Consider the following 23,741-nt stretch of genomic DNA (forward strand, 5'->3'; position numbering starts at 1 on the left):
AAACTTTTTTATGCATGACTGAAAAAATCAAAATCCCTTGTACTACTACAAAGAGTCTTACTTTCTTTAATTCTTAGACAAACCCTCATGGATTTTCTCAAGATTCCACTTCATCATGTCATAGTACGTATCCCCATTTTCTCCTTTTTCAGCTAACGAATCAGTAAATATTTTGCTGAAGATAGGCAATTCGGTTTCTTTGGCAAGACGCTCCATACTTCTTGAATCGACAGAGGTTTCTACAAATAACACGGGGACTTTAGAAGCTTTAACTGTATCAATGATTGTCTTCATCTGATCTGGCGTTCCTTGACTTTCCGTATTAATTTCCCAGATATAGGCTGCTTTTAACCCATATGCTTTGGAAAAATACTTAAACGCTCCTTCACTCGTTACGAGCAGCTTCTTTTCTTCCGGAATATCGGCAAATTCTTTTTTCCCTTTCTGATCTAATTCTTTCAACTGATTGAGGTATTTTTCTGCATTTGCCTGATATTCAGCGGCGTTCGTTGGATCTTTTTCAACAAAAATCTGCGTGATGGCTTCAACATAAGCAATACCGTTTGTGATATCCAGCCAGGCATGGGGATCTTCCTGACCACTGTCTGCTCCGCCGCTAAGATACAGCGGTTCTACTTGTCTGCTGACAGCAAAGTAATCTTGATTTTCTTTTTTCCCTGCGGTCTCCATCAGCTTTTCAAACCAGCCATTTCCAGTTTCAAGATTTAAGCCATTGTATAAGACAACATCTGCAGTACTGGCCTTTTGAATATCCTCCGGCAAGGGCTCGTATTCGTGGGGATCGGTTCCCACGGGGACGATGCTGTGCAGCTCAATATGACTGCCTCCGACTTGCTCAGCCATATCAGCCAAAATAGAATTAGTCGCAACTACCTCAAGCTTCGCTGATTGCTTTGTTTCTTCACTCTTATTTTCATTAGCTGTTTTACTTCCGCAGGCACCTATGATAAAGAGTACACCTGTCAAAGTCAGCCATTTCATTATTTTTCTCATTTATCGTTGCCCCCTTCTCCATTCAGACAGCAGTCCTTTACTCGGTGTGAATAAAAAGGTCAAAATAAAAATTGCTGCTGCTGTTAAAACAATCGTCGCTCCTGAAGGTAAATTATAGCTATAGCTGAAAAACAGCCCTACAATCGAACTTATTACACCGATTAGGATGGATAGCCCAATCATTTTTGACAAACTATTTGTCAGCTGATAAGCAGCAGCCGCTGGTGTAATCAGCATCGCAATCACTAAAATTGTTCCTACCGTCTGCAGCGAAGTCACGGCAACTAAAGTCAATAAAAACATTAGCAGGTAGTTAATCAAGCCCACATTCAGACCATAGGCCTGCGCCATCGTCGGATCAAATGAAGTGATTTTCAGTTCCTTATAAAAAAGCAGCACAGCCAGCAAGACAACCACTCCTACCCCAGCGGTCAAATACATATCAGAATCCCGAACGGCTAACACATTCCCAAACAAGATATGATAAAGATCTGTTGCACTTTTCGCAAAGGAAATCAAAATGATACCTAGGGCAAAGAAGGAACTAAAAACAATCCCTATTGCGGTGTCTGTTTTTAATCGGCTGTGTTTGGTCACAAAGCCAATCAGCGAAGCAGAGAGCAATCCGAAAACAGTTGCGCCAATAATATAACTAGAGCCGAACAGGTACGAAACCGCTACACCCGGCAATACTGCATGAGAAATTGCATCTCCCATCAGAGACATCCCCCGTAAAATAATGAAGGAGCCGATGACACCGGCAATAATTCCCACTGCAACAGATGTAAATAAAGCATTTTTCAAAAATTGATAGTTTACCAGTCCGTCAATAAAATTTGATAGCATTTATTTTCCTCCCAACTTCAGCATTTCAGCGATTTCTTCTCCATATGCCTGCTTCATATTATCTAAATTGAAAACTTCTGCTACAGGTCCGGCGGCTATCAGCTCTCTGTTAAGTAAAATCACCTGATCAAAATAGTCCTGAACCTTATGCAAATCATGATGGACAATCATCATCGAAATCCCTTCATCCCTTAATTGCTTTAACAGCTGAATCATTATTTTCTCGCTTGCTGCATCAATCCCTGCAAAGGGTTCATCTAGAAAAATCCACTCTGCTTCCTGTGCCAATGCTCGAGCGATAAATACCCGCTGCAGCTGGCCGCCTGACAGCTCGCTAATTTGATTTTGTGCAAAATCTGTCATTCCGACTTTTTCCAGACATTTCCAAGCTAGCTGCTTTTCTTTTTTTCCGGGACGTTTAATCATTCCTAGTTTAGGATAGGTTCCTAATAAAACGACATCAATTACATTAATTGGAAAAGCTAATTCGATATTTTGCCGCTGCTCCACATAAGCAAAACGCTTCAGACGTTTCTTAATCGGCTGCCCTAGATAGGTACTTTTTCCGCTTAAGGCTGGAATCAACTGGAGAACCCCTTTTAAAAAAGTTGATTTTCCGGCACCATTTGGTCCTAGAATTCCAGTTAACTGCTCTTCCTTTACTACGACATCAATCGCTTCTAAAGCAGTTCTATTTTTATAAGTAATTGTTAAATTCTCAATGACTAAATTCTTGTCCATTTAGCTTCACCTCTTTTTATTTTTAGGCACACCTAACTTTTTAATCATTCTAATACATCTTGCTTTTTTTATCAACTAAAAAATAGCGTTTCAGCTTTTATTTAGAAAAGGCTACTTGCTCATACATGTGATTATGACTTCCAATATAACCACGGTCTTCCATTTCTTTTTGCTTTTTGTTCATGCTATACTTAAGGTGAACCAGAGAGCTCCTATGCTGGATAAGTTTAAGATTTTGTCGTTATTTTCAATGCCTTAGTCTATGAAGAAGGAGATGCTTATCATGCTGAAAAACTATGAACGAATTTTAGTTGCTGTGGATGGATCCAAAAATGCTGAACTCGCTTTAGAACACGCTGTTGATATCGCTGCTCAAAATCAAGCGGCACTGTATATTTTGAGAATTATCGATGAACAGGCAATCAGTCATAGCTCCTTTGCTTTTTCTAAAGTTATGGAGGAAGAAAAAGAATTAGCTGAAAATGAAATGGAGCAGCACCTTACTTATGCTGCTCAACATGATTTATCAACTGTTACTTCGATTATTGAAATCGGCAATCCGAAAGAGTGGGTTGCTACACTCATACCAACTGAAGAAAATATTGATTTACTTGTAATTGGTGCAACTGGGAAAGGTCGCCTCAGCGAAAAAACCGTTGGTTCAACAACGACTTATGTTGTGCAAAATGCGCCATGTACCGTTCTTGTCGTAAAAGAATAAACAATATTCATGTCAGCAATTAAGACCTGTCTGAAAAGTTTCACTACTAGAATTTTCAGGCAGTTCTTAATTAATTGCTGTTTTTTTATAAATAACTGTTAGATAGTGATATTACTGAATTTACAACTATGATTTTTTTAAACTTAGTTATCAATAAAAAAAGTCTGGAATAAAACGAAAGATTCGTTTTGTTCCAGACTCTAAATTCGAATAAGCACTCTTTTATAAACCTTTTTTATCAAACTATTTTTTTGCTACTCATTCAGCTAAATAGTTCAAAGCGTACTGTACATGATACTCAGCAGCCAAGAGCAGTCCTCTTTCATCGATATCAAATTTTTCATGGTGATGCCCATAATGAGTAGCGGGATTCTCCGGATTTCTGGTTCCTACACGACCATAAACTCCGGGTGCTTTACTTAAAAAGTCTGCAAAATCATCTGCTCCCAAGCTTTTTTGATGATTGGTAATCACATTTTCAGAACCGACAATGTCTGCAGCGACTTTCTGAGCCAGTTGGGTGGATTCTGCCTCGTTGATCAATGGAGCAGCTGCATCATAAATAGAAAAGTCCGAAACTTCTGTTCGATGGGCCTGAGCCACTTGTCTGGCAATCTCTTCGACCCTTGCCAAAACAAATGCCCGTGTCTCATGAGTGAATGCCCGAACTGTTCCTTCAATCTCAGCATGATTGGCAACGATGTTGTAGCGTGTCCCCGCCTTGATAACGCCAATCCCAACAACTACTGGATCTAATGGCGAGACTTCCCTTGCGACAATTTTCTGCAGCTCTACCACAATGCTCGCTGCGGTCAGAGCTGCATCTCTTCCTACCTCTGGTTGAGCTACGTGACTACTAAATCCTGTCACTTCTATTTTGAAGATATCACAGGATGCGTTGGTTGGTCCCGGCGTTGCCACTAGCTTGCCCACAGCTACGTTGGAATCAAGATGGATGCCGAATACTCGATCTGCTTGCTCGACAAAGCCGCCGTCTACAAACTGACAAGCACCGGCTCCAATTTCTTCAGCAGGCTGAAAAGCCAGCTGAATCGTTCCCGAAAAATCCTCTTCATGATTCTTTAAAATCTTTGCGGCTCCCAGCAGAGCTGCCGCATGACCATCATGACCGCAGGCATGATTTAATCCCGGATTTTTCGATTGATAGTCTTTCCCGGTTTTGTCTGCCAGTTCCAATGCATCAATATCCGCCCGCAATAAAATGGTTTTTCCAGCCTTTTTCCCTTCAATGGTTGCCAGAACGCCGGTCTCGCCCACCGCTACATACGGAATAGCTAGCTTAGTTAATTCTGCTTTAATCTTTTCAATTGTTTTGTATTCTTTTAGACTAGCTTCCGGATATTGGTGAAAATGTCTTCTCAGAGTAATAATCTCCTCTTCTATGTCTAGAATCTCTTCTCTAATTGTCTTTTCTTTTACAATACTCATTTAGTCCATCTCCTTTTTTATTTACGTCCGAAAGTTTCCCATGCTGGCACGCTTGAGCCCTTTGATGTATCTTCAATCACTTTTTTTGTTGCATCCTGCTGGTAGGCATCCACTATTTTTTGATACAGCTTATTATCCTCATCTTCTTTTCTCGCCACAATGATGTTGACATATGGCTTAGAGGTGTCATCAACCGGCTCCAGATAAATCGCATCTTCTGTTGGAATGAAGCCAGCGTCAACTGCCATGCCGCTGTTAATAACAGAAGCGTCAACATCTTGTAAAGCCCGAGCGGTTTGAGCAGCATCCAGCTCTGTAATTTTCAGATTATGTTTGTTTTCGGTAATATCATTAACTGTTGGCGTCTGCTGTTTATCCGGATCTACTTTAATTAATCCTGCGCTCTGCAACAGCAGCAAGGCTCTACCGCCATTTGTCGTATCATTAGGAATGGCTATTTCACCGCCGTCTTCAATATCTTCAATATTTTTTAGTTTGTCTGAATAAATACCTAAAGGTGCACTGACCGTATTTCCAATAGAAACCAGTTCTGTATGATGCTCCTCATTGTAATTGTCTAAGAAAATCTGATGCTGAAACGAATTCAAATCGATTTCCTTTTCTGCTAATGCGGCATTAGGTTGGGTATAATCGGAAAACTCGATAATTTCTAAATCAATATCTTCTTTCTTCAGCTCTTCTTTGACTGATTCCCAAACCTCGTTATTGGCTCCAACGACACCCAATTTCACGACCTCGGTTTTAGTGCTCTTCGCATTCCCGGAAGTACATCCTGCTAATACCAAGCCTACAAAAGCCAAAGCGGCCAAAATTTTTACTGTTTTTTTCATTTAAATTCCCCATTCCTCAATGTGATGTTTTTTTGATTAACACGTTGCTGATAAACTGACTTAGAAAAACGAATAATAGAATAATAACTGTTGCGGCTATTGTGACATCGGTCTGAAAACGATTGTATCCTCTAGTAATTGCCAAGTTGCCTAAGCCGCCGGCACCAATTGCTCCAGCCATAGCTGTTAAGCCAATTAGATTGATCACTGTTACCGCAGATACCCGAATAATACTTGGCAGGCCTTCAATCAGATAGACACGGAAAACGATCCCGATGGGACTGGTTCCCATTGCCTCAGCAGCTTCAATGATTCCCTGATCTACTTCCAGCAGTGCGTTTTCTATTTGTCTGGCAAAAAAGGGGGTGACTCCTACAATCAACGGCACCAATGCCGCCGTTGTACCAATGGTTGTTCCGGTTAGAAAGCGAGTAATCGGCTGAATCAACGCCAGCATGATAATAAACGGAATTGAACGGCAAAGGTTGATGATTTTATCCAAAATACTATAAATCGCTGTATTGGCAAAGATTCCTCCTGGTGCAGTCGTTACCAGGACCACTCCTAAAAGTATACCGAAAATTCCAGCCCCAAAAGCTGTCCAGAAAACCATGTAGAGAGTCTCCCAAGTACTGCTGATAAATTCCTGTTTTAGCTGAATGACATTTGGAAAATAGTTTTGTAATAAGCTTCCCATTCTTGCTCCTCCTTAGATTACCTGAAAGGCTCTTTTTTCCTGCAGCTGTACTTTAGCCTGCAGCGTAGTAATTTTCACCTGCTGCTTTTCCAGATATTCTCTGGCTTTTTCCCGCTGCTTCTCTTCTCCGGACAGTACCACAATCAGACGACCAATCGGTACCTGCTGCACAATTTCAACATCACCGTATAAAATATTAGTAATGACATGATATTTACTGAACAGCTGCGCAATCAATGGCTCACTAGTTTGTTCTCCTACATAAGACAGCTCAACTAGTTCTTCATTTTCTTTTAGGTTTGTCAGCGTTGGATGTTCAATAATTGTTTGTAAGGCTTGATCAATATGAGCTGCGGTCCGAATAAAATCTTTTGTCAACGCTTCTTTGGGATTGCTAAATACTCTCACAATGTCGTCTTCTTCAATTACTCTGCCGTTTTCCATGACCGCGACCCGATTGCAGATTTCCTTTACCACCTGCATCTCATGGGTAATCAAAACAATCGTCAATCCTAACTCCTGATTCAGCTTTTTCAATAGCTTTAGTATTTGACCAGTTGTCTTAGGATCCAAAGCACTGGTTGCTTCATCACACAAGAGGATTTCCGGATCATTTGCAAGTGCTCGGGCAATTGCGACCCGCTGCTTTTGCCCGCCAGACAGCTGGCTGGGATAGGCTTCCTGTTTTTCCTCCAGCCCAACCAGCTGCAGCAGCTTTTCAATCTTTGCTTTGCGTTCACTCTTTTTCAAGCCGGAATATTTTAATGAAAAGTCCACATTATCGAAGACTGAACGCTCATTCATCAAGTTGAAATGCTGAAAAATCATTCCTATTTTTTTGCGCTGTTCTCTAAGCTTTTTCGGAGAAAGTGTAAGTATATTCTCCTGATTGATTGTTATTGCTCCAGCAGTTGGACGCTGCAGTAGATTAATCACTCTAACCAACGTACTCTTTCCAGCTCCGGAGTATCCAACGATGCCAAACACATCTCCTTTATTAATCTGCAGCGAAACGTTTTTCACTGCTTCAATTGTTTTCTTTTTTTCTTGAAAGACAACATCAATATTTTTTAATTCAATCATGTTTTTCACCCCTCAGTTTATTTAGACAGGCAATTCAATCGCTATAGCAATGAACGCCGGAAAATCTGCTATACTATGCTCTTTTCAAAAATAGATACATCCTATTAGAAAAAATAAAAAAAGGCATCCTCAAATGTATGATTTTCATACACTTGAGGACGCCTTCTGCGTGTTACCACCTCATTTCGATACTTATTCACATAAGTATCCTCTTCAGGTACGGCGACAACTGCTCGCTTATACCCTGGCACGTTAACGGGTGCAACCGTCGCCGTCTTATGATTGCTCACTCGGGGCGCTGCTCAATGGCCATTTTCCATAATTCTGTCAACACCCGTTCTCAGCTCTTCGGGCTCTCTGTTGGATGACATCCATATGTACTTTCCATCTCGATGCGTTTGTTTTGTTTTTATTATTGCTGTTATGGCCGGACTTAAAAAAATAAAAAAAGCCCTTCTACTGGTTGTTCAGTAAAAGGGCGAATAATCGCGGTACCACCTTATTTTTTGAAACAGATTCTATCTGCCTCTCTCCATTCAAGTCATTGTTTAACTTGCTGCATTGATAACGGGTGCCGCCCGCAGCTGCTTACCTATCAACAGCTTATTCTCAGAGACCATCTTCTGCTTTTCTACCTTATCTCCTTTCACCAGACGGAGACTCTCTAAAAAGATAATCCAAACATACTCTTCTCTTCAATGAATTTTTTTATTTAAGTGTTGATTAGCATTCTATCGAATTTTTTTTAGTCTGTCAAATCTTTTTTCTATCTTTTTTTTTAAATTATTTTTCAGAAGCGTTTACTTCATCACCTATTGATAAACTTTGGAAAATGTATCCAACATAGCAATCAATAAAAAAAATAGGTAAATTATCAGTTTTCACAGCATAAATAAGCGTGTTGGCAATCAATTCTCCCATCGTTTCCTGCACAGCCTGTCCTTCATGTTTATCCGCTTTTGGTCGTTGTTCTAAACGCAGGTTAAAGCCCTTAATCAGTTGCTTGTCCAATCCTTGAAAACTAGGCAGCTTTTCTCCCTCATTAAAAATCAACAGCTGTTTCAATTGTTTTACTTTTTCTGGGGCATTAATAAATAAAGATAATTTTTTTTGAAACAAATCAGAGCTTTCTTTATCAACGACAATTGGAAATTCTACCATCATCGTATGGATAAACCGCTGATTTAACTGTTCTAAAAATTGATACTTATTTCCATATAGCTTCTGAAATAGTTCACGGCTAATACCGGATCTTATTAGCAGCTCAGTCTGGGAAATATGCCAAAAATTTTTTCTCTTTGTCAACAGCTTCAAAGCGGTCAACAGCTTTCCATCAACTTCTTGTGCATAATCATTACGAAGCATTCGCCTCACCTGTTCCTTTTCTTTCCATCTTAGTTAAATTTTATGTTTTATAATTAAAACCGCCAGCTTATCACCGTTGTCCAGTTCCTTCCTCATTCCTTTATAACCATCAGGAACAACAATTGAAAACAATCGTTTGGATTTGACGGCAGCCTCCATAAATAAACGAATAAATGTATCGCTTAAATTGCCGTCAATGACCAGCTTTACTGATTGATTGCGAATCATTTCCTTTACCCCTTTAAGCTGTTTTAGAGGGTCAAGCAAAAGCTCTTTCCATGTGATAAAATGAAGAATACTGGCAGGATGACTGCCTAAGAGTAAATCAGACTGCTGCTCCTTTCCTGTGGATTGCTTCAGTCGTTTTTGAATGTATTCTTGAATGTTTTTCATTTCAAATCCCCTTTCCTCAGCTTTTACATGTGAATAAGGAGAGTATAAACCTTCAAGTCCCTTGAAGGTCAACCATTGAAGGGAGTTTTTTTATGGAAGAACGAAATTTTTATACAGTTAGTCAAGTTGCCGACATGTTGAAACTGCCTGCCTCTATGATTCGATATTGGGATGATCAGGGATTAATCCATTCCACCCGTCACCCTGAAAATGATTATCGTCTCTTTTCTCTGGAAGATGTTATCTTAATTAGCGATATTGATTTCTATAGAAAGCTGGGAACACCAGTTAAACAAATCAAGGATTTGGAAAGTAAAACGGTTATTGAAAAATTGGCTATATTAGATAAAACAGAGGATGAAATGAAGAAACAGATGGTTCAGCTGCAATTAAGACAAGAGCAGCTTCAGAGGAAAAAAAGACAAATTACACATCTCATAGAACTAGATGCAGGTAGTCTTAGATTGTCTAACCCGACTATCAGCCAAATTAATAAGGTTGACTTGACAGATAATCAGGTTCATCAATCTATCCTGAAAAACCCAGCACGCTTAGGTTTTCTTTTGGATGAAAGCGGTAAACAGCTCAGTCTTGGCTATGCAGTAACAGAACCAGCTGCTGAAATCCCGCACATCTGGCAAAAAAGCTCTGAAAATGTAGACTATTATGAGTTTCTTCTGGAAATAGGACAAGAAGAGCAAATGAATATCGAGACCATTAGAAATGATATAATAAGCCAAGGCTATCAACCTGGGAATACGGCAGGCTATTACCTTATGAGTGCAGCTGATCCAAAAACGGCCAGCTATGTTGAATATTATCACGCCTGGATTGAGGTCGAGACAAAAGTGTTTAGCTCCGAGAACCAAGTAGGTACTGTTCAACATCAGCTCATCCCTCGCTGTGTTTCACAGCAATAAGACGAATTATCCGGAAATTGTCAAGAAACACTACGAGGGAACCGAGTAGATGTTGATTGATACCTACCTGGAGCTTTTCATATTTTTGAGATAGTTCGGCTTATTTCCGAGAACTTCAACTCTTAGTGCTTTTAGCACTTAGAAGTTGATGCTATCGGAACAAAGTGTAGTGAGCTACTTTTGCGTCTACGGTTCTCACTATGTTGCGATCCTCGAAGCATACAAAGACTGGAACGCCGTTTATTTGGATTTTAGAGAAAGAAGAGTTCAGGCATTTACTTATGTCCCACTCACAAAACTAAATAAACGGTGTGCTGACATTCTCCATGCTTTAAAGATTAGAACAAAACAAGAACCTTGGAAACAGAAGCTGACTCTTAAAAAAAACAGATGATATAAAAATGGTATCTCCCATTTTTATATCATCTGTCTAATTTTTTTAAGACACAATATTTCCACAACAACGTTTTTCTATGCCTATTGAAATAAACTTCGGTCTCTCCAGCCGGTAATCAGCAGCCACATAAAACCAATAAAAATAAGAACATATAGCAGCATACCTATGGGATTTCTAGGATTAAGCGCCCAGCCAACACCAAGGCTTTTAGGTATAACAACTGGTGAGTGCCAGCCGCTATTTAAGCTATCTTTAGGTGTCACAATAAAATAACGGGCAACTGTTAAAATATACATCACAGCAACTAGAACAACCGGCAGCCAATTCGGTGTAAAATTAATTTTATCCCAGATACCTAATAGGAACAGCAGCAGCACAACACTAATCAAGAAACCGTCTAACACTTTTCTTTTTTTCAGCTGTTCCAGTTTTTTTGCATCCTCATTCATTCTTTTCATTAAATGGTCATCTCCTTTAAGTAATAAATCCAGAGAAATACCATAATAATCACTCAGCAAAATAATCGTGGGAATATCAGGAAAATTTCTACCAACCTCCCAATTTGAAATTGTCTGCCGAGACACATGGATCTGATCGGCAACCTCCTGTTGTGTGTAGCCAAGGTTTTCCCGCTGCTCCTTTAATTTTTCTCCAAGCGACATCTGATTATTCCTCCTTCATCCAACTTTAAAAAATTAACCTATAAATGACAAGCTAATCTTACTGGCAAACCACAGAATATGCAAGCTCGATATTCAAGCATCCCGCCATTACAATAAAACAAAAGAGTTATCGGTCGCTTTCCGATAACTCTTTTAGTTTAAAAATAACTAAGATTTTATTTGATTGAACAACTGATTAAACATTATATCCCGCACAAAACCAACTGCTAATAGACTGTTGCAGATACCTGTTAATACACAGGCACTTTTTTAAAGCGCAGGCCGGCACAGCACACCGCAAGAATAACTAATCCGAGTGTGATTAGCAAAGGAAGCAGACTGCTTCTTATATCTATACCATTTTTCAAACCTTCGGAAGTCACTCCTATTAAGTTGAGCGGACTCACCTTCTCAACTGCTGAGAAAATATTCAAAATCAAAAGACCTGCTATCGCTAAAAAGCTTAACAGCAGTCCGCCTGATGCCTTTGGAAGCAAAACCTGACCCAGCTGGCTGACACCAATAAAAAACACACCGAATAACCAAAGTGAAAATACGTACCAAAGTATAGTTCCAACAGGCTGATTTTCTCCTGAGAACAGTACAAAATTATATAGATAGGTAATTAAAGCTGAGCCAGCCAGCCCTGCCAACCATAAACCAGCTTGATAGCTAAACTTCGCCAGCATTGCCGTATTTCGATTGATTCCTTTGGTTACCAGTAAAACCATAGTACCATCACTTAATTCTTTTCCTAAAGATTGGCCAAAGGTAATCATAAAAATAATTAACGTCATCTGACTGTGGTTACTGAAAAATTGGAGCCAGCTGTCATAAACAGTTGGCGTAGGAACCTGAATCATCAAGCTTTCTCCAGTCCCTAGATTTTTAATAATTTCCGGTAGTAATTTAGCTGTAGCTGGCGCCGCCAATCCGAATAAGAGAAATAAAATGCTGATAATAAAAAATCGATACGTTCGAAAGGCCTCCACAGCTTCTTTTTTAATTAAAATTAAGTAAGTCATTCTTTTGTCACCTCCATAAATATTGATTCTAAAGACGGTGTTACTTGCTGAAACGTTTTAGGAAGAATCAACTGTGCTGTTAGATACTGAAGAAATTGTTGCCCATCCAGCTGAATATCCTTTATCTCAATCGTAAGTTCGTTATCTTGCTGCCTAATTTCGAAGTCGTTAGAAAATTTATGCATAAAATTCAGCGCTTCGTTTTCTTTGGCAAACGCAATAGTCAGCTGTTTTGTGTGGTAGGATTTTTTTATTTCATCCATGCTTCCAGAACAGCGGATTTTTCCCTTGTGAAGAATCGCTACATAGTCACTAATTTTTTCAACATCTTCCAGAATATGGCTGGAAAACAAAATAGTCGTTTCTTTTTTCAGCGACAACATCAGCTCCAATACTTCTTTTCTTCCTAACGGGTCCAACGCTGAAGTCGGTTCATCACAAATAATTAACCTGGGACGGTTCAGCAAAGCCTGAGCCAAGCCTAATCGCTGCTTCATACCACGGGAAAAATGGCCAATTCGGCGATTGCCGCTATGCAAATTCACTAGCTGGAGCAGCTCCTCTACTCGATTAGATAATTCAGTCTTGCTGATACCTGTCAATTCTCCAACTAAAAATAAATATTCCTTTGCTGAATAATAAGAATAAAATGCCGGAACATCAGGCAGGTAGCCAATCGCCTTATTTGTAGCAGAGTCGTTGTAAGAAACTTTATTTCCATAAACAAGTATTTCTCCTTTTGTCGCAGGAAGTAAGCCTAGAATGATATTCATCGTAGTGGTCTTCCCAGCGCCATTTTCTCCAACGAAGCCATAAATGGCATGCTCCGGTACAGTGATGCTAACGTCTTCAAGTACTTTTGTTTGCCCAAATGACTTTTGAATTCCTTTTACTTCCAATACATTCATAGTTCCTCTTCCCTTCCAAACAGAAAATAGATGATTGGTCCAATGACCTGAAAGAATAACACAATCAGACACCAGATCCAGACGCTCACAAATCGAACACGCTTATGTTTTAAAATGTGAACCAGTGCAACAAGCGACAAGGTTAGCGACACTGCTAAATAGGGAATTAAATACGGTAGATACTCTATAAGTTCATTCAATTTTTACACCTTCTTTTATATCATTTGTATTATATATAATAATACAAATGATATAAAATAGCAACACAAATAAGACTGCACAAATTTAAAATCAAATGCCGCAGTCTCTCACCAATTAAATGTTCAGTTCAGATCCAGCACTACTATTAGGGATCTAATCTAGGGTTTGAAAGTGCTCCGTTCTCTCAACTATTACCGTTTAGCAATACTCACTTCAAAAATCGAACCCTCTCTACGATAGCCTTTTCCTTCGTAAAAATCATCCACATCCGACATAACATACACTGTTTGCTCCGGATATTCCAGACAAGGCTGCTCCATCAGCCGCTGTGCAATTCCTTGCCCTCTGAATTGCTTATCTACTAATAAATCACAAATATATACACCAAAAATTCCATCTATCCGGCAACGGCAAAAGCCCACAGTCTTACCATCAACTGTTGCTAAATATGTTTTTGATTCCTTCACAGCGGTTTGGTATGCCGCTTGCCTTGTTTCACTTGTGTAGTCGTTCCATTCCGGTCCTTCATTAATCATCAACTGAAGCAGGTCCGGCCAATTTGTTTCTTGATAATACTGAATCTGTATTTCCATTCTCTTTTCTCCTAACTAATTAGTTGTTTTGTTAGTATTTCTGTAGCTAATCCATCCATTACCCCTTTAAAAGTTGAGTGGAAACCATTTTGGATCAATATTTTTTTAGAAGCAGTATTTTCCGGGTCAATGATTGCAGTTATTTCTTTTAATTGAGCAGCAACAGCCATTTCGACTAATTTTTCCGCTGCTGCACGCCCATACCCCTGCCGCCAATAGTCTGGAAGCAGCATATAGCCGATTTCAGCTTTGCCTGCCTGCTGTTCATCCGGTGTAATATGAGCTAAGCCAATATACGTATTTGTCTGTTCACTATAAATCTTGAAGGAGCCAAATTTATCCACTTGCTGGTTTCTTCTCAACAGCTTTTCAAATCTTTCTTTTGCTTCAGTCTCTGGTATTGCACGCTCAGTAATCTGAGCCATTACCCGAATATCAGAAACCAGCTGATAGTACTTTGAAAAGTCCGAGGCTGTAAATTTCTCTAAGCTTATCATAGTCACTTTCCTCTCTTATCTATTCTGAATCAAGTATATCCTGAGCAACTTCTGCTTTCAATCTCCCACCGGTCTGCTATAATAAAGATTTGTAGAAGGAGGCTGTTATGGATAAGCACTTATACCTCATTATTAATGAGCACGCCGGCAGCGGAAATGGAAAAAAAGCAGCTGCCAAACTAAAAAAACAACTACAGCTCTTAAATGTACAGCATACAATATTTTATACTGAATACGCCGGACACGAGAAGGAACTTGTTCAACAGCTGGCTGAGGAAACACTCATTCCATGGACCGACGATTTTGCTGGAGATCTCTTTCCCCTGGTCGTACTTATGGGTGGTGATGGGACGCTGCATAGTGCAGCAAATGCCCTTTCACACATCAACTCGGAAATCCCGCTGGCTTATCTGCCCTGCGGTTCTGGAAATGATTTTGCCAGAGGTACAGGAATTGATCGTCAAATTGAAAAGGCCCTGTCCCAAATTCTGCGGGCGGATGAGCCTCAGAAAATTCAAGTAATCGCCTATAAAGATGATGTTCAGGAAGAAAAAGGAATCGCAGTCAACAATATTGGCATCGGACTGGATGCAGCGATTGTTCAGGCAGCGAACACGTCTAAAGCAAAACAGGCACTGAACAAATTCAATATGGGTTCTTTATCCTATCTGTTTGCTATTTTAAGAGTATTATTCACTCAAAAAGGATTTCCAATTCTAGTTGACATTAATGGCAAAGGTGTGGAATTTAGCAAGGCATTTTTATGCACCATCACGAATCATCCCTATTTTGGCGGCGGTGTTGCTATCGCTCCGCAAGCTGACCCTAGAAAACCAGTTCTTGATTTAGTTTTAGTAGAACGTGTTAATATTTTCAAAATCTTTTGGCTGATTTTCTTACTTACACGCAAAAAGCATATGGAATCCAAGTATTTTCATCATTATCAATCAAGTAAATTTAGAATTGTTTCGACTATTCCCGAATACGTCCATGCAGATGGTGAAATATTAGGCCAACGGAATCTTGATATTACCTATACTCTTGATCAACGGTTGTTTTGGTTTACAAATGATTAATTATTACAACTAAGGCATTTTCTATAATAAAGCTTATTGGAGCGGATCTTCCCGCTCCTTTTTTGTGTTTTTTAAGCAGAGCTCTATCGAGCCGTTACGGCCCTTCATCTTCTTATCAAAGGACTTCATCTTTTCATTTCAGCTAATAGGCGTTTGGAACAAACAGCAGCTACAATACTTACAGCTTTTCCATTGCTTTTTTATTCTATTAACTCATCATAACAAGGTTCATATTCATTCCTCTTTTTAGCGGCTTTCTTTATGCAAAATCATTTTCAATGTATCTCTGCAAATTGCTTCGTACCTTTTCATCAAATACAGCAATCGCTGTTTTATCTCCTTTAGGTGCATTTGGCCACTCATCAACTTTTGCTCCCAAGTACTCCTTAGGTGCTCCTGCGTATCGAGCCACTAGATGGATATGGAAATGATTGACTCCTTCTCCCATGATAAACGAATAGACATGCTCTATTTCAGGCAAGCTAATCAATGCCTGAGCCAGCCTTTTCATCATAATACCTAGTGCCGCCATTTCCTCATCTGTTGCATCATACATCCCGCGAAAATGCCGTTTTGGTTCTATAAAATAATAGCCTAAATATACAGCGTCTCCTTCTCTCCACGCCTGACGATGGCTTACATAAAGCATATCATTTTGATAAACAGGAGCAGCAGCTACCTTATGCTTCTCACAAATTAGACATTCACTTACCAATATATTCATCCCTCTCTACTTATATTTATCTTCACTTAATGCAACAGAAAAAAACAAGCTTCTTTTTACTATTTTAAGTATAACAAAAGTAGGTGTAGCTATGTCTCAACTTTCACCGTTTATTTATAAAAAAAGAGCGGGATTTAAACTCCCACTCTTGTCTTTTAATCGCCTGATCTTCTTATTATAAAATAGCTATTCGTATTGCTGACCTCAAAAAAGCGGTTTGCATAGATAATCGTAAACGCCGTCCTCCCGAAGATAAGCTAACACACTCAAAAAAAGAAGAAGCTTTTTCAAATGTGCTTTCTTTTCTCAAAGCTCAACACGTTAGTCAAATTTTCACATAAAATCTTCTGGTTTAAGGTCGTCCATTCCAATCATTGGATCAATAGTCTGCTCAGTGACCTTCTGCGGTGTCAACAGCCAGTCCATTTCTGTTTCTATCTGCTGCTCCACCATTTCTGAATCCACTTCAAATAATGACATTTCAGCTGCTGTATTTTGCGGATTCTTTTGTCTATCTATGACAGCAGACGACTGATAAGCTGATGGTGCTTCTTCAATAACAGGAGCAGCAGGTGCTTTTTCTTTCTCTTCATTAACTAGTTCCGGAAGCTCTGTTCCAGCAAAAGGCGAGTCTTTCAGCCGCCCCTCTTCATATGCTTCAAGCTGAGTTCTGGTTGAAATTGTCATATTACCAGCTTCACTAATCCGGTTGCTCAATAATGTTTTTCGACTTGCAGATTCCCGGCTGACACATTCCTGAAATGCACTGGTTTCTCCTAATAAAATCAGCAAATCCTTACTTCTTGTTACTGCTGTATAGAGCAAATTTCTCTGAAGCATACGATAGTACTGCTTGACAATCGGCAAAATAACCATTTTAAACTCACTACCCTGTGCTTTATGAATAGAACAGCAGTAGGACAAGGTAATCTTATTCCACTCATTCCGCTTATAGCTGACCTCCGTTGCATCAAACTGCAGAACCAGCTCGTCTACTTTATCCTCGGACTCTTTCGCTGTAATGATGCCTACAACCTCACCCATATCACCGTTATAGACATTTAACTCAGGCGTATTCACCAGCTGAAGCACCTTATCCCCAATTCGATAAACCGTATCATTCCAGGCTACTTCCTTCTTTGTACCATCATTGGGATTAAAGATTTCCTGCATCATCTTATTCAAAGCATCAATTCCCGCCGGTCCCCGATACATAGGAGCCAGCAGCTGAATATCCTGAGCCGTAAAGCCTTTGAGCTTAGCCTTGGTTACGATTTGCCGTACGTAGGTTTCAATATGGTAGGCATCACTGGGAAAGAAAGAACGGTCTTTTTGATTTTGAGTAAAGTCTGCTGGAAGGCGTCCCTGTCTAATTTCATGAGCTAGAGGCACAATGCTTGAGCCATCCCCTTGACGGTAAATTTCCGTTAGCTCTACACTAGGCAGTTCTTCAATCTGTAGTAAATCATGAAGTACCTGTCCGGGACCAACCGAAGGCAGCTGATCTTTATCCCCTACCAAAATCACCTGCATATTAGTCGGGATTGCCTTAAACAAGGTATTAGCCAGCCAGGTATCAACCATTGACAGCTCATCAACAATCAGTAAGCCGCCCTCCAGCTCTTTTGCACTGGTAGAAGGATTCTTTTCTCTTCCTGTCAAGCCCAGCAGACGGTGGATGGTACTGGCGTTCAGTCCCGTAGTTTCATTCATTCGCTTTGCTGCCCGCCCTGTTGGTGCTGCCAGATGAATTGGAAACATATTCTGAGTATAATCTTTGATATCCAAAGATAAACCATTCAACTCAGCAAACAAGGAAACAATCCCATTAATAACAGTTGTTTTCCCTGTACCTGGTCCTCCAGTCAAAATAAACAGCGGCGATTTTATAGCAGCTTCAATTGCTCTCTGCTGCGACTCTCCGTAGACAATCCCCAACTGTTTTTCAACAATTCGGATGGTCTTTTCAATTTCCTCTTGGTCATAGGAGATTTCTTTTTTTCTTGCCAATAGCCGCTGAATCGAACTGCCAATCCCCCATTCAGCAAAATAGAGACTGTTTTCAAACAGCTTTGTGCCTTCCTGCTGAATTTTTCCTTCTTCAACAAGATGAATAATTTGTGTCGCTGCCTGATCCATCGAAATTTCAACAGGCCGACTGGCTTCCAGTATTTGGATAGTATTCTTCAGCAGTTCCTCAGCCTCCACATAGGTGTCGCCGGTTCGTACAGAATGCTGAAAGACTTCATGGGTAACAGCAGCTCGAATCCGTTGGTCAGAATCCGCCCGTATCCCCAGCTGCTCAGCTATTGTATCTGCCCGCTTGAAGCCGATTCCTTCGATATCTTCAACTAGTTGATAAGGGTTTTCCTGAATAATAGTTAACGTCTCTTCTTTATATGTCTGATATATCGTAAAAGACAGCTGGCTCCCAAACCCATAGCGGCTCAAGCCAATAATGACTTGCTCCATACCATGATTCTGACGAATCGTATCAAGTATCTGAGCCCGTTTCTTCTCATTTAGCTGCGGAACCTGTTTTAGAAGCTCTGGTTTTTCAATGATTCGGTCAATAGCCTCATCTCCCAATAGCTCAACGATTTTCTCAGCAGTCTTTTTCCCAATACCTGGGAACTTATCACTTGAAAGATAAGCAATGACTCCGTTTGTTGAGGTTGGACGTTCCTGCCGGTAGCTTTCCGACTGAAACTGTCGGCCATAGCGGGGATGATCTACAAAATCACCAAAAAAACGATAGGGCTCTTCCTCCTGAATGTCTCCAAAGCTGCCGGTTACGACAATTTCTTTTTCCAAATAATCTGTATTCGTATCGGTTACCGTCACCAGCATCACCTTGTAAAAATTGCTGGGATTTTGAAAAAAGATTGCCTCAACTTTTCCGACTATGAATTTCGCTTCTTCCTCCTGCATCAACATTCTATTCACCGCCTTTCTACCGTTGATTTCTTACTACTGAAGGAAAGAATCATCGTTCCAAAGCAGCAGTTCATAGGGAAATCCATTTTCAGGTTCCTGAGTTTTCAAAATAGTCAAACTGTTGTTCATCAGCCCGCCCATACTCCGAAGCTCTTTCTTTTCTTTGCCGGACAAATGCTGAACACTAGCGGTCATTGATGCACCATGCCCCACAAACAGATAGGGGCCTTCTCCATTACTTACTGCTTCTCTTACTACCTTGGAAATACGTTCTATCGCTGCTTCAATCCGCTCTCCTTCAAAGATTTCCGGTTCATATTTATCAAGATGATATCTCATGTTGTCCAGCTGTTCACCATAAATTTTCCGCATTTCGGCAATTGACTGCCCTTCAAGCTTCCCTAATCCCAGCTCCTTTAAATCGTCTGTATACACTATTTCTACAGGCTTAATCAGCTCGGCATTGATTCCTTCAGCTGTGGTACGAGCACGCAGGGAAGTGCTTGAATAAATCTTTTCAAAAGGCACCTCTCTAATCTGTTCTCCCAATTTTTTTATTTCATCATAACTTGATGGAAGCAAGGGCGAATCGCCTGTCATCCCTTGAAAGCGTAATTCTTTATTCCATTCTGTTTTTCCATGTCTAGTAAAGTACAGCTTCATACCTTAAATACCTCCATCAATGAACATTATCGATTTTCAATCCTTTTCAGTTTATCATTTTCAATGAAAAATTTCTATGTTTCCCGACCATTCACCACGACAAAAGCATGAAAATAACTCTCTTGATTATAGATACTTAGTCAAGGGCAAAACAGAAATCCGGAGACCACACTAATGAATTGAGACAGCTAGCCGGAAGCGACTCGGCTAAAATCGTGCCGATTCCATTCCTAAATAGCGTCAAACTCGCTGTATTTCTTATGCTAACAGCAAGTAATTCCCTATTTGCTTCTACAGCTGCTTCAATTCTTTACTGGTTCCTTCCTATTGGAGAAAACACTGGACTCGATAAAGATAAATCATTCCCATAACTCGACAAATGGTGTCTTTTGAAGGAGCATCATTTTCCAGAGCAATGAAGTGTTTCAAAATCGTTTTATTACGCAAAGCGAAAAAATGACTTTCTTCCCATTCGTTACAATTTGCCCAGTGGTCGAAAAAAACAAACATCACACTAGCTGATAATGAATGAACCACCTTGTTTGCTTGACAAGAATCGGTGACTTGAGATAAAAAAACAAAGAGGACCTTCATGAAAAGCGCCCTTCTACATTGGGTTGATAGTTTCAGTCTAGTTCATTACTACCAACAGGAAAAGAAAGTCTTTCATATTTTTTCACTTTCTTTTTTCTTCGTGCTTCTATCCTAGCTATTCTCCCTTTCCACTAACTTTTAGCTAAAATACCTCCAAATAAGCGGCTTCCTATTTATTACTTCCTTTTATATAATACTTAATAAAAGGAGGTAAACCATGATTCACTTTAAAAATCTTGAGCTCAAAGAAAATGAAGATAAGCTGATTCGCTTTCTGGAAGAACATCAGCTGGAAAATACTGGTATAGCTCAAAAAAAATCAAGCAATTTTTCTAAGGGCCTATTTGATGATGACCGCTATATTGGAGGCATTACCGCCAGCAATTGGATGAACACTACCCATATCTCCCTCCTCGCTGTGGATAAAAATTACCGTAAGAGCGGTTTGGGTACGCTGCTGTTAAAAGAGGGCGAAGCTTTTGCTCAGAGCCAGAACGCAGAGATTATTACTATCCATACACAAGATTATCAGGCAAAAACATTTTATGAAATGCACGGCTATTCAGTTTTTGGTCAACTAACTGATTCTCCCTTTCACGGGACAACAAAATACTATCTTGAAAAAAGACTGCCTATTGAATAATACCAGCTCAATACGTACGATGATTTGAAAAACGACGAATTTCCCAAGATACTGGAAACTCGTCGTTTTTTTATGGATTTTAATTTTCAATACAAATAGCTGATATCGCTGGCAACGGTCGGATAAAGCATGATTAGCTGGTTGATGTTTTCTTTAGGCAGCTTTTGATTAATAACTAAAGTAAGTAAATTAATTAGCTCATCTGCTTCATTACTCAATACGGACGCTCCCGCTAATAAACCTGTTTGCTTATCTACAACAACTTTTGCCATAGCCAAAGGCTCTTTTCTGTATTTATAAGTGAACCATTGGGAAACATCTAAGTCCTGCACCTCATAGTGCTCAGTTTCATCTGGTGTAACCTCTGTCTTTCCAACCTGGGCCAGCTTCGGTGAAGCAAATAAAATAGTTGGAATCTCAGGATAGCTGATTTCTTCATCTATCTTTCCACTCAGCAGTTTAGCCAAATAGCCGCCCTCAAAACTGGATACTGGAGTCAGCTTCGGTTTTTTCTTTGCCAAACAATCTCCCAGACTATAAATGTTCTTCACACTAGTGCGCAGCCGGCTGTCAACCTCAATCCCTCTTGCAGAATAATTAATTCCTATTCCCTCGAGATTCATTCCTTCTACATTTGCGATTCTCCCCGTACTGCAGAAAATACGATTGACCTCCAGCACATCACCAGAAGCAAGCGTGGCTTCAAGAAGATCATCGGTCTTTTCGATTTTTTCAACCTCTTCATCAAAATGAAAAATAATTCCTTTGGACTTCATGAGCTGAATCAATGCATTTACTTGTTCTTGTTCAAATCCTTTCAGCGGCTTTTGATTATGGTGAATGATATGTACTTCACTGCCGCTGCTGTGAGCAATATTTGCTAATTCAAAAGCAATATATCCGCCGCCAATAAATGCCATTTTTTCAGGAAGTGAAGGCAGTTCCAAAAATTCAGTACTGGTTTCTAAATGCTCTTTTCCAGGAATATCAAGCAAAGCTGAATGCTGACCAGTCGCTAAAATAAATGTATCCGCTGTGTAGCTTTTTTCAGAAACTATAATTGTATGCTCGTTTTCAAATACAGCAGTTCCTTCAATAACGGTAATTCCAGCACCTTCCAAACCGCCTTTCTGTTCCTTGGGCACAGCATCTGTAAAATCTTTTTTAAAGGCCATCAGCTCCTCCCAATTTACAGCAGGTTTTCCAGCATAGCCTGCACCCTTTAGCTGTGCAACAGCTTCTCCGGCAGCAACGCCATGATACAGAATCTTTTTAGGATCACAGCCTCTATTTGGACAGGTTCCTCCCCATTTGTCAGCTTCTACTACAGCAATTTTTTTCCCTGCCGCTGCCAAATCGTAGGCTGCTGCCATTCCTCCCGGACCACTGCCGATGATGATTACATCAAATTGATTTTCCATAAGTTATTTCCTCCTTAACAAGCCTGTTATCTTTATTATATAGCAGGAAAAAAGGGGTTACGAATATAACGATTCTCTCTCTGAGGCAATCCTGTATCTATTGTATAGATAATTTTCTCCTTATCCTATAGCTACGAATCTCTGCTTCTATTCCTTATAGAATTATGCTACAGTATTGGTAATGCAAAAAAGCTGATTAGTATGGGAGATACTAATCAGCCGGCTTGCCTCATTTACATGAAGCCATATGATGAAAAAATTATATCATAGAAATGAGGAGAAAAAAATGAAAAAATCATTAGGTAGGTTGGGGAAAGTGGTTTTGGGGATTGCTTTGGTGATTATCCTTCTTGTTAGTTATTCCAGCTGTGAAGCTAGTAAATCTGAGAAGCAAAAAGAAAAAAGGGCAGATGAACTTCTAGCAGGTAAAGCCGAAGTGCCTAATACGTACTTTGATACAAAAGAAGAGGTAGAAGCAAAATTTGATGCTGCTGGATTAAAGGTCAAATTTGTTGTTTCAAATTTTGACCACAAAGCAACAACAAACAAGCGTTATCTTCGTAAGGATGAATGTGATGATATTTCAAGCGATCAGCCTGCAGTAACGTATTATGGTACAAAAGAAGTTGGTGATCGTCATGGTTTTTACGCCGACAAAGGAGCAACAGTTATTGTTGGCTATTCCGACCATGATTTTGACGGAACTGGTGGAAAAAACAATTCTAAAGCTAGTTCTTCTAGTTCATCCAGCTCTTCTAGTTCCAGCAGTTCTAGCAGCTCAAGTTCAAAAACAAAAGAATCCAGTTCTTCCAGCACAACGCCTTCCAGTACCAAACAGAAAAGTTCTGGTTCAACGAAGAGTATCGAAGATGTAGAAGCAGCAATCAAAAAAGTTGATGAAAAGTATGATGAAATGATTGAAAAAGCTCAGGGATATGTAGACAATCCTAGTACTTATACTGATTCTACTAGCCTGACTTTTGCCGCTGACTATATGGGATTGATGGCTGAGTATACTGAGCTAAGCGGTGTAATAAGCGATGCGGGCGACAACATGACTGCTTCTGCAGCATTAAAAATCTATACAGATATGCTGACAAAAAGCGTAGAATTAAGTAATCTGTACTCTCAGCTGCAAAAATAGCAGCTGTCAAACTGCTTTACTGAAAAATAAAGCTACCCTAAAGGAATCCAGCGATGGAATGCTTTAGGGTAGCTTTTAATTTTAAATGATACTATTTTGTATTAGCATGTGTCTGAAAACTCTAGCGACGAATATTTTCGAGATTGTTATGGAACTCGTCGGCAGAAATACTCACT

25 protein-coding genes and 2 other annotated features are annotated in these 23,741 nt (G+C 39.8%); of the genes, 5 read left to right on the top strand and 20 right to left on the bottom strand.

Translation table 11 applies throughout. The features are described from left to right. Positions 1 to 66: 66 nt before the first annotated feature. Genes ACYSNQ_RS14760 through ACYSNQ_RS14770 form a run of 3 tightly spaced genes read right to left on the bottom strand, consistent with a single transcriptional unit; the run spans position 67 to position 2,601 of the window. Positions 67 to 1,014: a metal ABC transporter substrate-binding protein gene (locus ACYSNQ_RS14760; protein WP_426084347.1), complete on the bottom strand. Its 948-nt coding sequence runs from the start codon at positions 1,012 to 1,014 to the stop codon at positions 67 to 69. Further along, positions 1,015 to 1,860, bottom strand: coding sequence for a metal ABC transporter permease (locus ACYSNQ_RS14765; RefSeq protein WP_426084348.1), 846 nt, complete (start codon positions 1,858 to 1,860; stop codon positions 1,015 to 1,017). Continuing rightward, on the bottom strand, positions 1,861 to 2,601 hold the full coding sequence (locus tag ACYSNQ_RS14770) for a metal ABC transporter ATP-binding protein (protein ID WP_426084349.1): 741 nt from the start codon (positions 2,599 to 2,601) through the stop codon (positions 1,861 to 1,863). A 283-nt stretch (positions 2,602 to 2,884) separates the two neighbouring features. On the opposite strand from ACYSNQ_RS14770, the gene ACYSNQ_RS14775 reads away from it, so the two are divergent. Then, positions 2,885 to 3,322: a universal stress protein gene (locus ACYSNQ_RS14775; RefSeq protein WP_426084350.1), complete on the top strand. Its 438-nt coding sequence runs from the start codon at positions 2,885 to 2,887 to the stop codon at positions 3,320 to 3,322. 258 nt (positions 3,323 to 3,580) lie between these two features. Here the strand turns inward: ACYSNQ_RS14775 and ACYSNQ_RS14780 are convergent, their stop codons facing one another. The 6 genes from ACYSNQ_RS14780 to ACYSNQ_RS14805 form a co-directional block, all read right to left on the bottom strand. Further along, positions 3,581 to 4,771, bottom strand: a complete 1,191-nt coding sequence (locus ACYSNQ_RS14780; RefSeq protein WP_426084351.1) for an amidohydrolase — start codon at positions 4,769 to 4,771, stop codon at positions 3,581 to 3,583. A gap of 17 nt (positions 4,772 to 4,788) precedes the next feature. After that, on the bottom strand, positions 4,789 to 5,622 hold the full coding sequence (locus tag ACYSNQ_RS14785) for a MetQ/NlpA family ABC transporter substrate-binding protein (protein ID WP_426084352.1): 834 nt from the start codon (positions 5,620 to 5,622) through the stop codon (positions 4,789 to 4,791). 16 nt (positions 5,623 to 5,638) lie between these two features. Further along, positions 5,639 to 6,319, bottom strand: a complete 681-nt coding sequence (locus ACYSNQ_RS14790) for a methionine ABC transporter permease (RefSeq protein ID WP_426084353.1) — start codon at positions 6,317 to 6,319, stop codon at positions 5,639 to 5,641. A gap of 12 nt (positions 6,320 to 6,331) precedes the next feature. Beyond that, positions 6,332 to 7,402: a methionine ABC transporter ATP-binding protein gene (locus ACYSNQ_RS14795; RefSeq protein ID WP_426084354.1), complete on the bottom strand. Its 1,071-nt coding sequence runs from the start codon at positions 7,400 to 7,402 to the stop codon at positions 6,332 to 6,334. A gap of 151 nt (positions 7,403 to 7,553) precedes the next feature. Continuing rightward, positions 7,554 to 7,804 (bottom strand) — a binding site (T-box leader). 69 nt (positions 7,805 to 7,873) lie between these two features. Next, positions 7,874 to 8,110, bottom strand: a binding site (T-box leader). A gap of 75 nt (positions 8,111 to 8,185) precedes the next feature. Further along, positions 8,186 to 8,767 carry a hypothetical protein gene (locus tag ACYSNQ_RS14800; RefSeq protein WP_426084355.1) on the bottom strand — a complete coding sequence of 194 codons (582 nt, stop codon included), beginning with the start codon at positions 8,765 to 8,767 and terminating at the stop codon, positions 8,186 to 8,188. Between the two features lie 33 nt (positions 8,768 to 8,800). Beyond that, positions 8,801 to 9,160, bottom strand: coding sequence for a hypothetical protein (locus tag ACYSNQ_RS14805; RefSeq protein ID WP_426084356.1), 360 nt, complete (start codon positions 9,158 to 9,160; stop codon positions 8,801 to 8,803). A 92-nt stretch (positions 9,161 to 9,252) separates the two neighbouring features. Here ACYSNQ_RS14805 and ACYSNQ_RS14810 point away from each other — a divergent pair, with 92 nt between their 5' ends. Continuing rightward, positions 9,253 to 10,080: a MerR family transcriptional regulator gene (locus ACYSNQ_RS14810; RefSeq protein WP_426084357.1), complete on the top strand. Its 828-nt coding sequence runs from the start codon at positions 9,253 to 9,255 to the stop codon at positions 10,078 to 10,080. 477 nt (positions 10,081 to 10,557) lie between these two features. On the opposite strand, the gene ACYSNQ_RS14815 is transcribed toward ACYSNQ_RS14810, so the two are convergent. The 6 genes from ACYSNQ_RS14815 to ACYSNQ_RS14840 form a co-directional block, all read right to left on the bottom strand. After that, positions 10,558 to 11,139, bottom strand: coding sequence for a helix-turn-helix domain-containing protein (locus ACYSNQ_RS14815; protein ID WP_426084358.1), 582 nt, complete (start codon positions 11,137 to 11,139; stop codon positions 10,558 to 10,560). A 251-nt stretch (positions 11,140 to 11,390) separates the two neighbouring features. After that, positions 11,391 to 12,164 carry an ABC transporter permease gene (locus ACYSNQ_RS14820; RefSeq protein WP_426084359.1) on the bottom strand — a complete coding sequence of 258 codons (774 nt, stop codon included), beginning with the start codon at positions 12,162 to 12,164 and terminating at the stop codon, positions 11,391 to 11,393. Further along, on the bottom strand, positions 12,161 to 13,072 hold the full coding sequence (locus ACYSNQ_RS14825; protein ID WP_426084360.1) for an ABC transporter ATP-binding protein: 912 nt from the start codon (positions 13,070 to 13,072) through the stop codon (positions 12,161 to 12,163). Before ACYSNQ_RS14825 ends, ACYSNQ_RS14820 begins: the two co-directional genes overlap by 4 nt. Continuing rightward, complete coding sequence (locus tag ACYSNQ_RS14830; protein WP_426084361.1) at positions 13,069 to 13,272, bottom strand: PLDc N-terminal domain-containing protein; 204 nt, start codon at positions 13,270 to 13,272, stop codon at positions 13,069 to 13,071. The genes ACYSNQ_RS14825 and ACYSNQ_RS14830 overlap by 4 nt, the downstream gene beginning before the upstream one ends. Before the next feature lie 192 nt (positions 13,273 to 13,464). After that, positions 13,465 to 13,866 carry a GNAT family N-acetyltransferase gene (locus ACYSNQ_RS14835; protein ID WP_426084362.1) on the bottom strand — a complete coding sequence of 134 codons (402 nt, stop codon included), beginning with the start codon at positions 13,864 to 13,866 and terminating at the stop codon, positions 13,465 to 13,467. Between the two features lie 11 nt (positions 13,867 to 13,877). Then, positions 13,878 to 14,363 (bottom strand): GNAT family N-acetyltransferase, encoded by a 486-nt coding sequence (locus ACYSNQ_RS14840; RefSeq protein WP_426084363.1) that lies wholly within the window; start codon positions 14,361 to 14,363, stop codon positions 13,878 to 13,880. A gap of 107 nt (positions 14,364 to 14,470) precedes the next feature. Between ACYSNQ_RS14840 and ACYSNQ_RS14845 the strand changes: the two genes are divergently transcribed. After that, on the top strand, positions 14,471 to 15,439 hold the full coding sequence (locus ACYSNQ_RS14845) for a diacylglycerol/lipid kinase family protein (RefSeq protein WP_426084364.1): 969 nt from the start codon (positions 14,471 to 14,473) through the stop codon (positions 15,437 to 15,439). Between the two features lie 259 nt (positions 15,440 to 15,698). Here the strand turns inward: ACYSNQ_RS14845 and ACYSNQ_RS14850 are convergent, their stop codons facing one another. From ACYSNQ_RS14850 to ACYSNQ_RS14865, 4 genes are all read right to left on the bottom strand, one after another. Further along, entirely contained in the window at positions 15,699 to 16,163 is a 465-nt protein-coding gene (locus ACYSNQ_RS14850; RefSeq protein WP_426084365.1) for an HIT family protein, read from the bottom strand. A 333-nt stretch (positions 16,164 to 16,496) separates the two neighbouring features. Beyond that, on the bottom strand, positions 16,497 to 19,100 hold the full coding sequence (gene recD2, locus ACYSNQ_RS14855) for an SF1B family DNA helicase RecD2 (RefSeq protein ID WP_426084392.1): 2,604 nt from the start codon (positions 19,098 to 19,100) through the stop codon (positions 16,497 to 16,499). 33 nt (positions 19,101 to 19,133) lie between these two features. Beyond that, positions 19,134 to 19,763, bottom strand: a complete 630-nt coding sequence (locus ACYSNQ_RS14860) for a histidine phosphatase family protein (RefSeq protein WP_426084366.1) — start codon at positions 19,761 to 19,763, stop codon at positions 19,134 to 19,136. A 324-nt stretch (positions 19,764 to 20,087) separates the two neighbouring features. Continuing rightward, positions 20,088 to 20,357, bottom strand: a complete 270-nt coding sequence (locus tag ACYSNQ_RS14865) for a transposase family protein (protein WP_426084367.1) — start codon at positions 20,355 to 20,357, stop codon at positions 20,088 to 20,090. A gap of 217 nt (positions 20,358 to 20,574) precedes the next feature. Here ACYSNQ_RS14865 and ACYSNQ_RS14870 point away from each other — a divergent pair, with 217 nt between their 5' ends. After that, complete coding sequence (locus ACYSNQ_RS14870; protein ID WP_426084368.1) at positions 20,575 to 21,000, top strand: GNAT family N-acetyltransferase; 426 nt, start codon at positions 20,575 to 20,577, stop codon at positions 20,998 to 21,000. Positions 21,001 to 21,086: 86 nt separating this feature from the next. Here the strand turns inward: ACYSNQ_RS14870 and ACYSNQ_RS14875 are convergent, their stop codons facing one another. Continuing rightward, a complete protein-coding gene (locus ACYSNQ_RS14875) occupies positions 21,087 to 22,421 on the bottom strand; it encodes a dihydrolipoyl dehydrogenase family protein (RefSeq protein ID WP_426084369.1) in 1,335 nt (444 codons plus the stop codon). 286 nt (positions 22,422 to 22,707) lie between these two features. Between ACYSNQ_RS14875 and ACYSNQ_RS14880 the strand changes: the two genes are divergently transcribed. Further along, positions 22,708 to 23,565 (top strand): hypothetical protein, encoded by an 858-nt coding sequence (locus tag ACYSNQ_RS14880; RefSeq protein WP_426084370.1) that lies wholly within the window; start codon positions 22,708 to 22,710, stop codon positions 23,563 to 23,565. Positions 23,566 to 23,741 lie beyond the last annotated feature (176 nt).

The sequence above is a fragment of the Enterococcus sp. LJL51 genome, assembly GCF_054871795.1.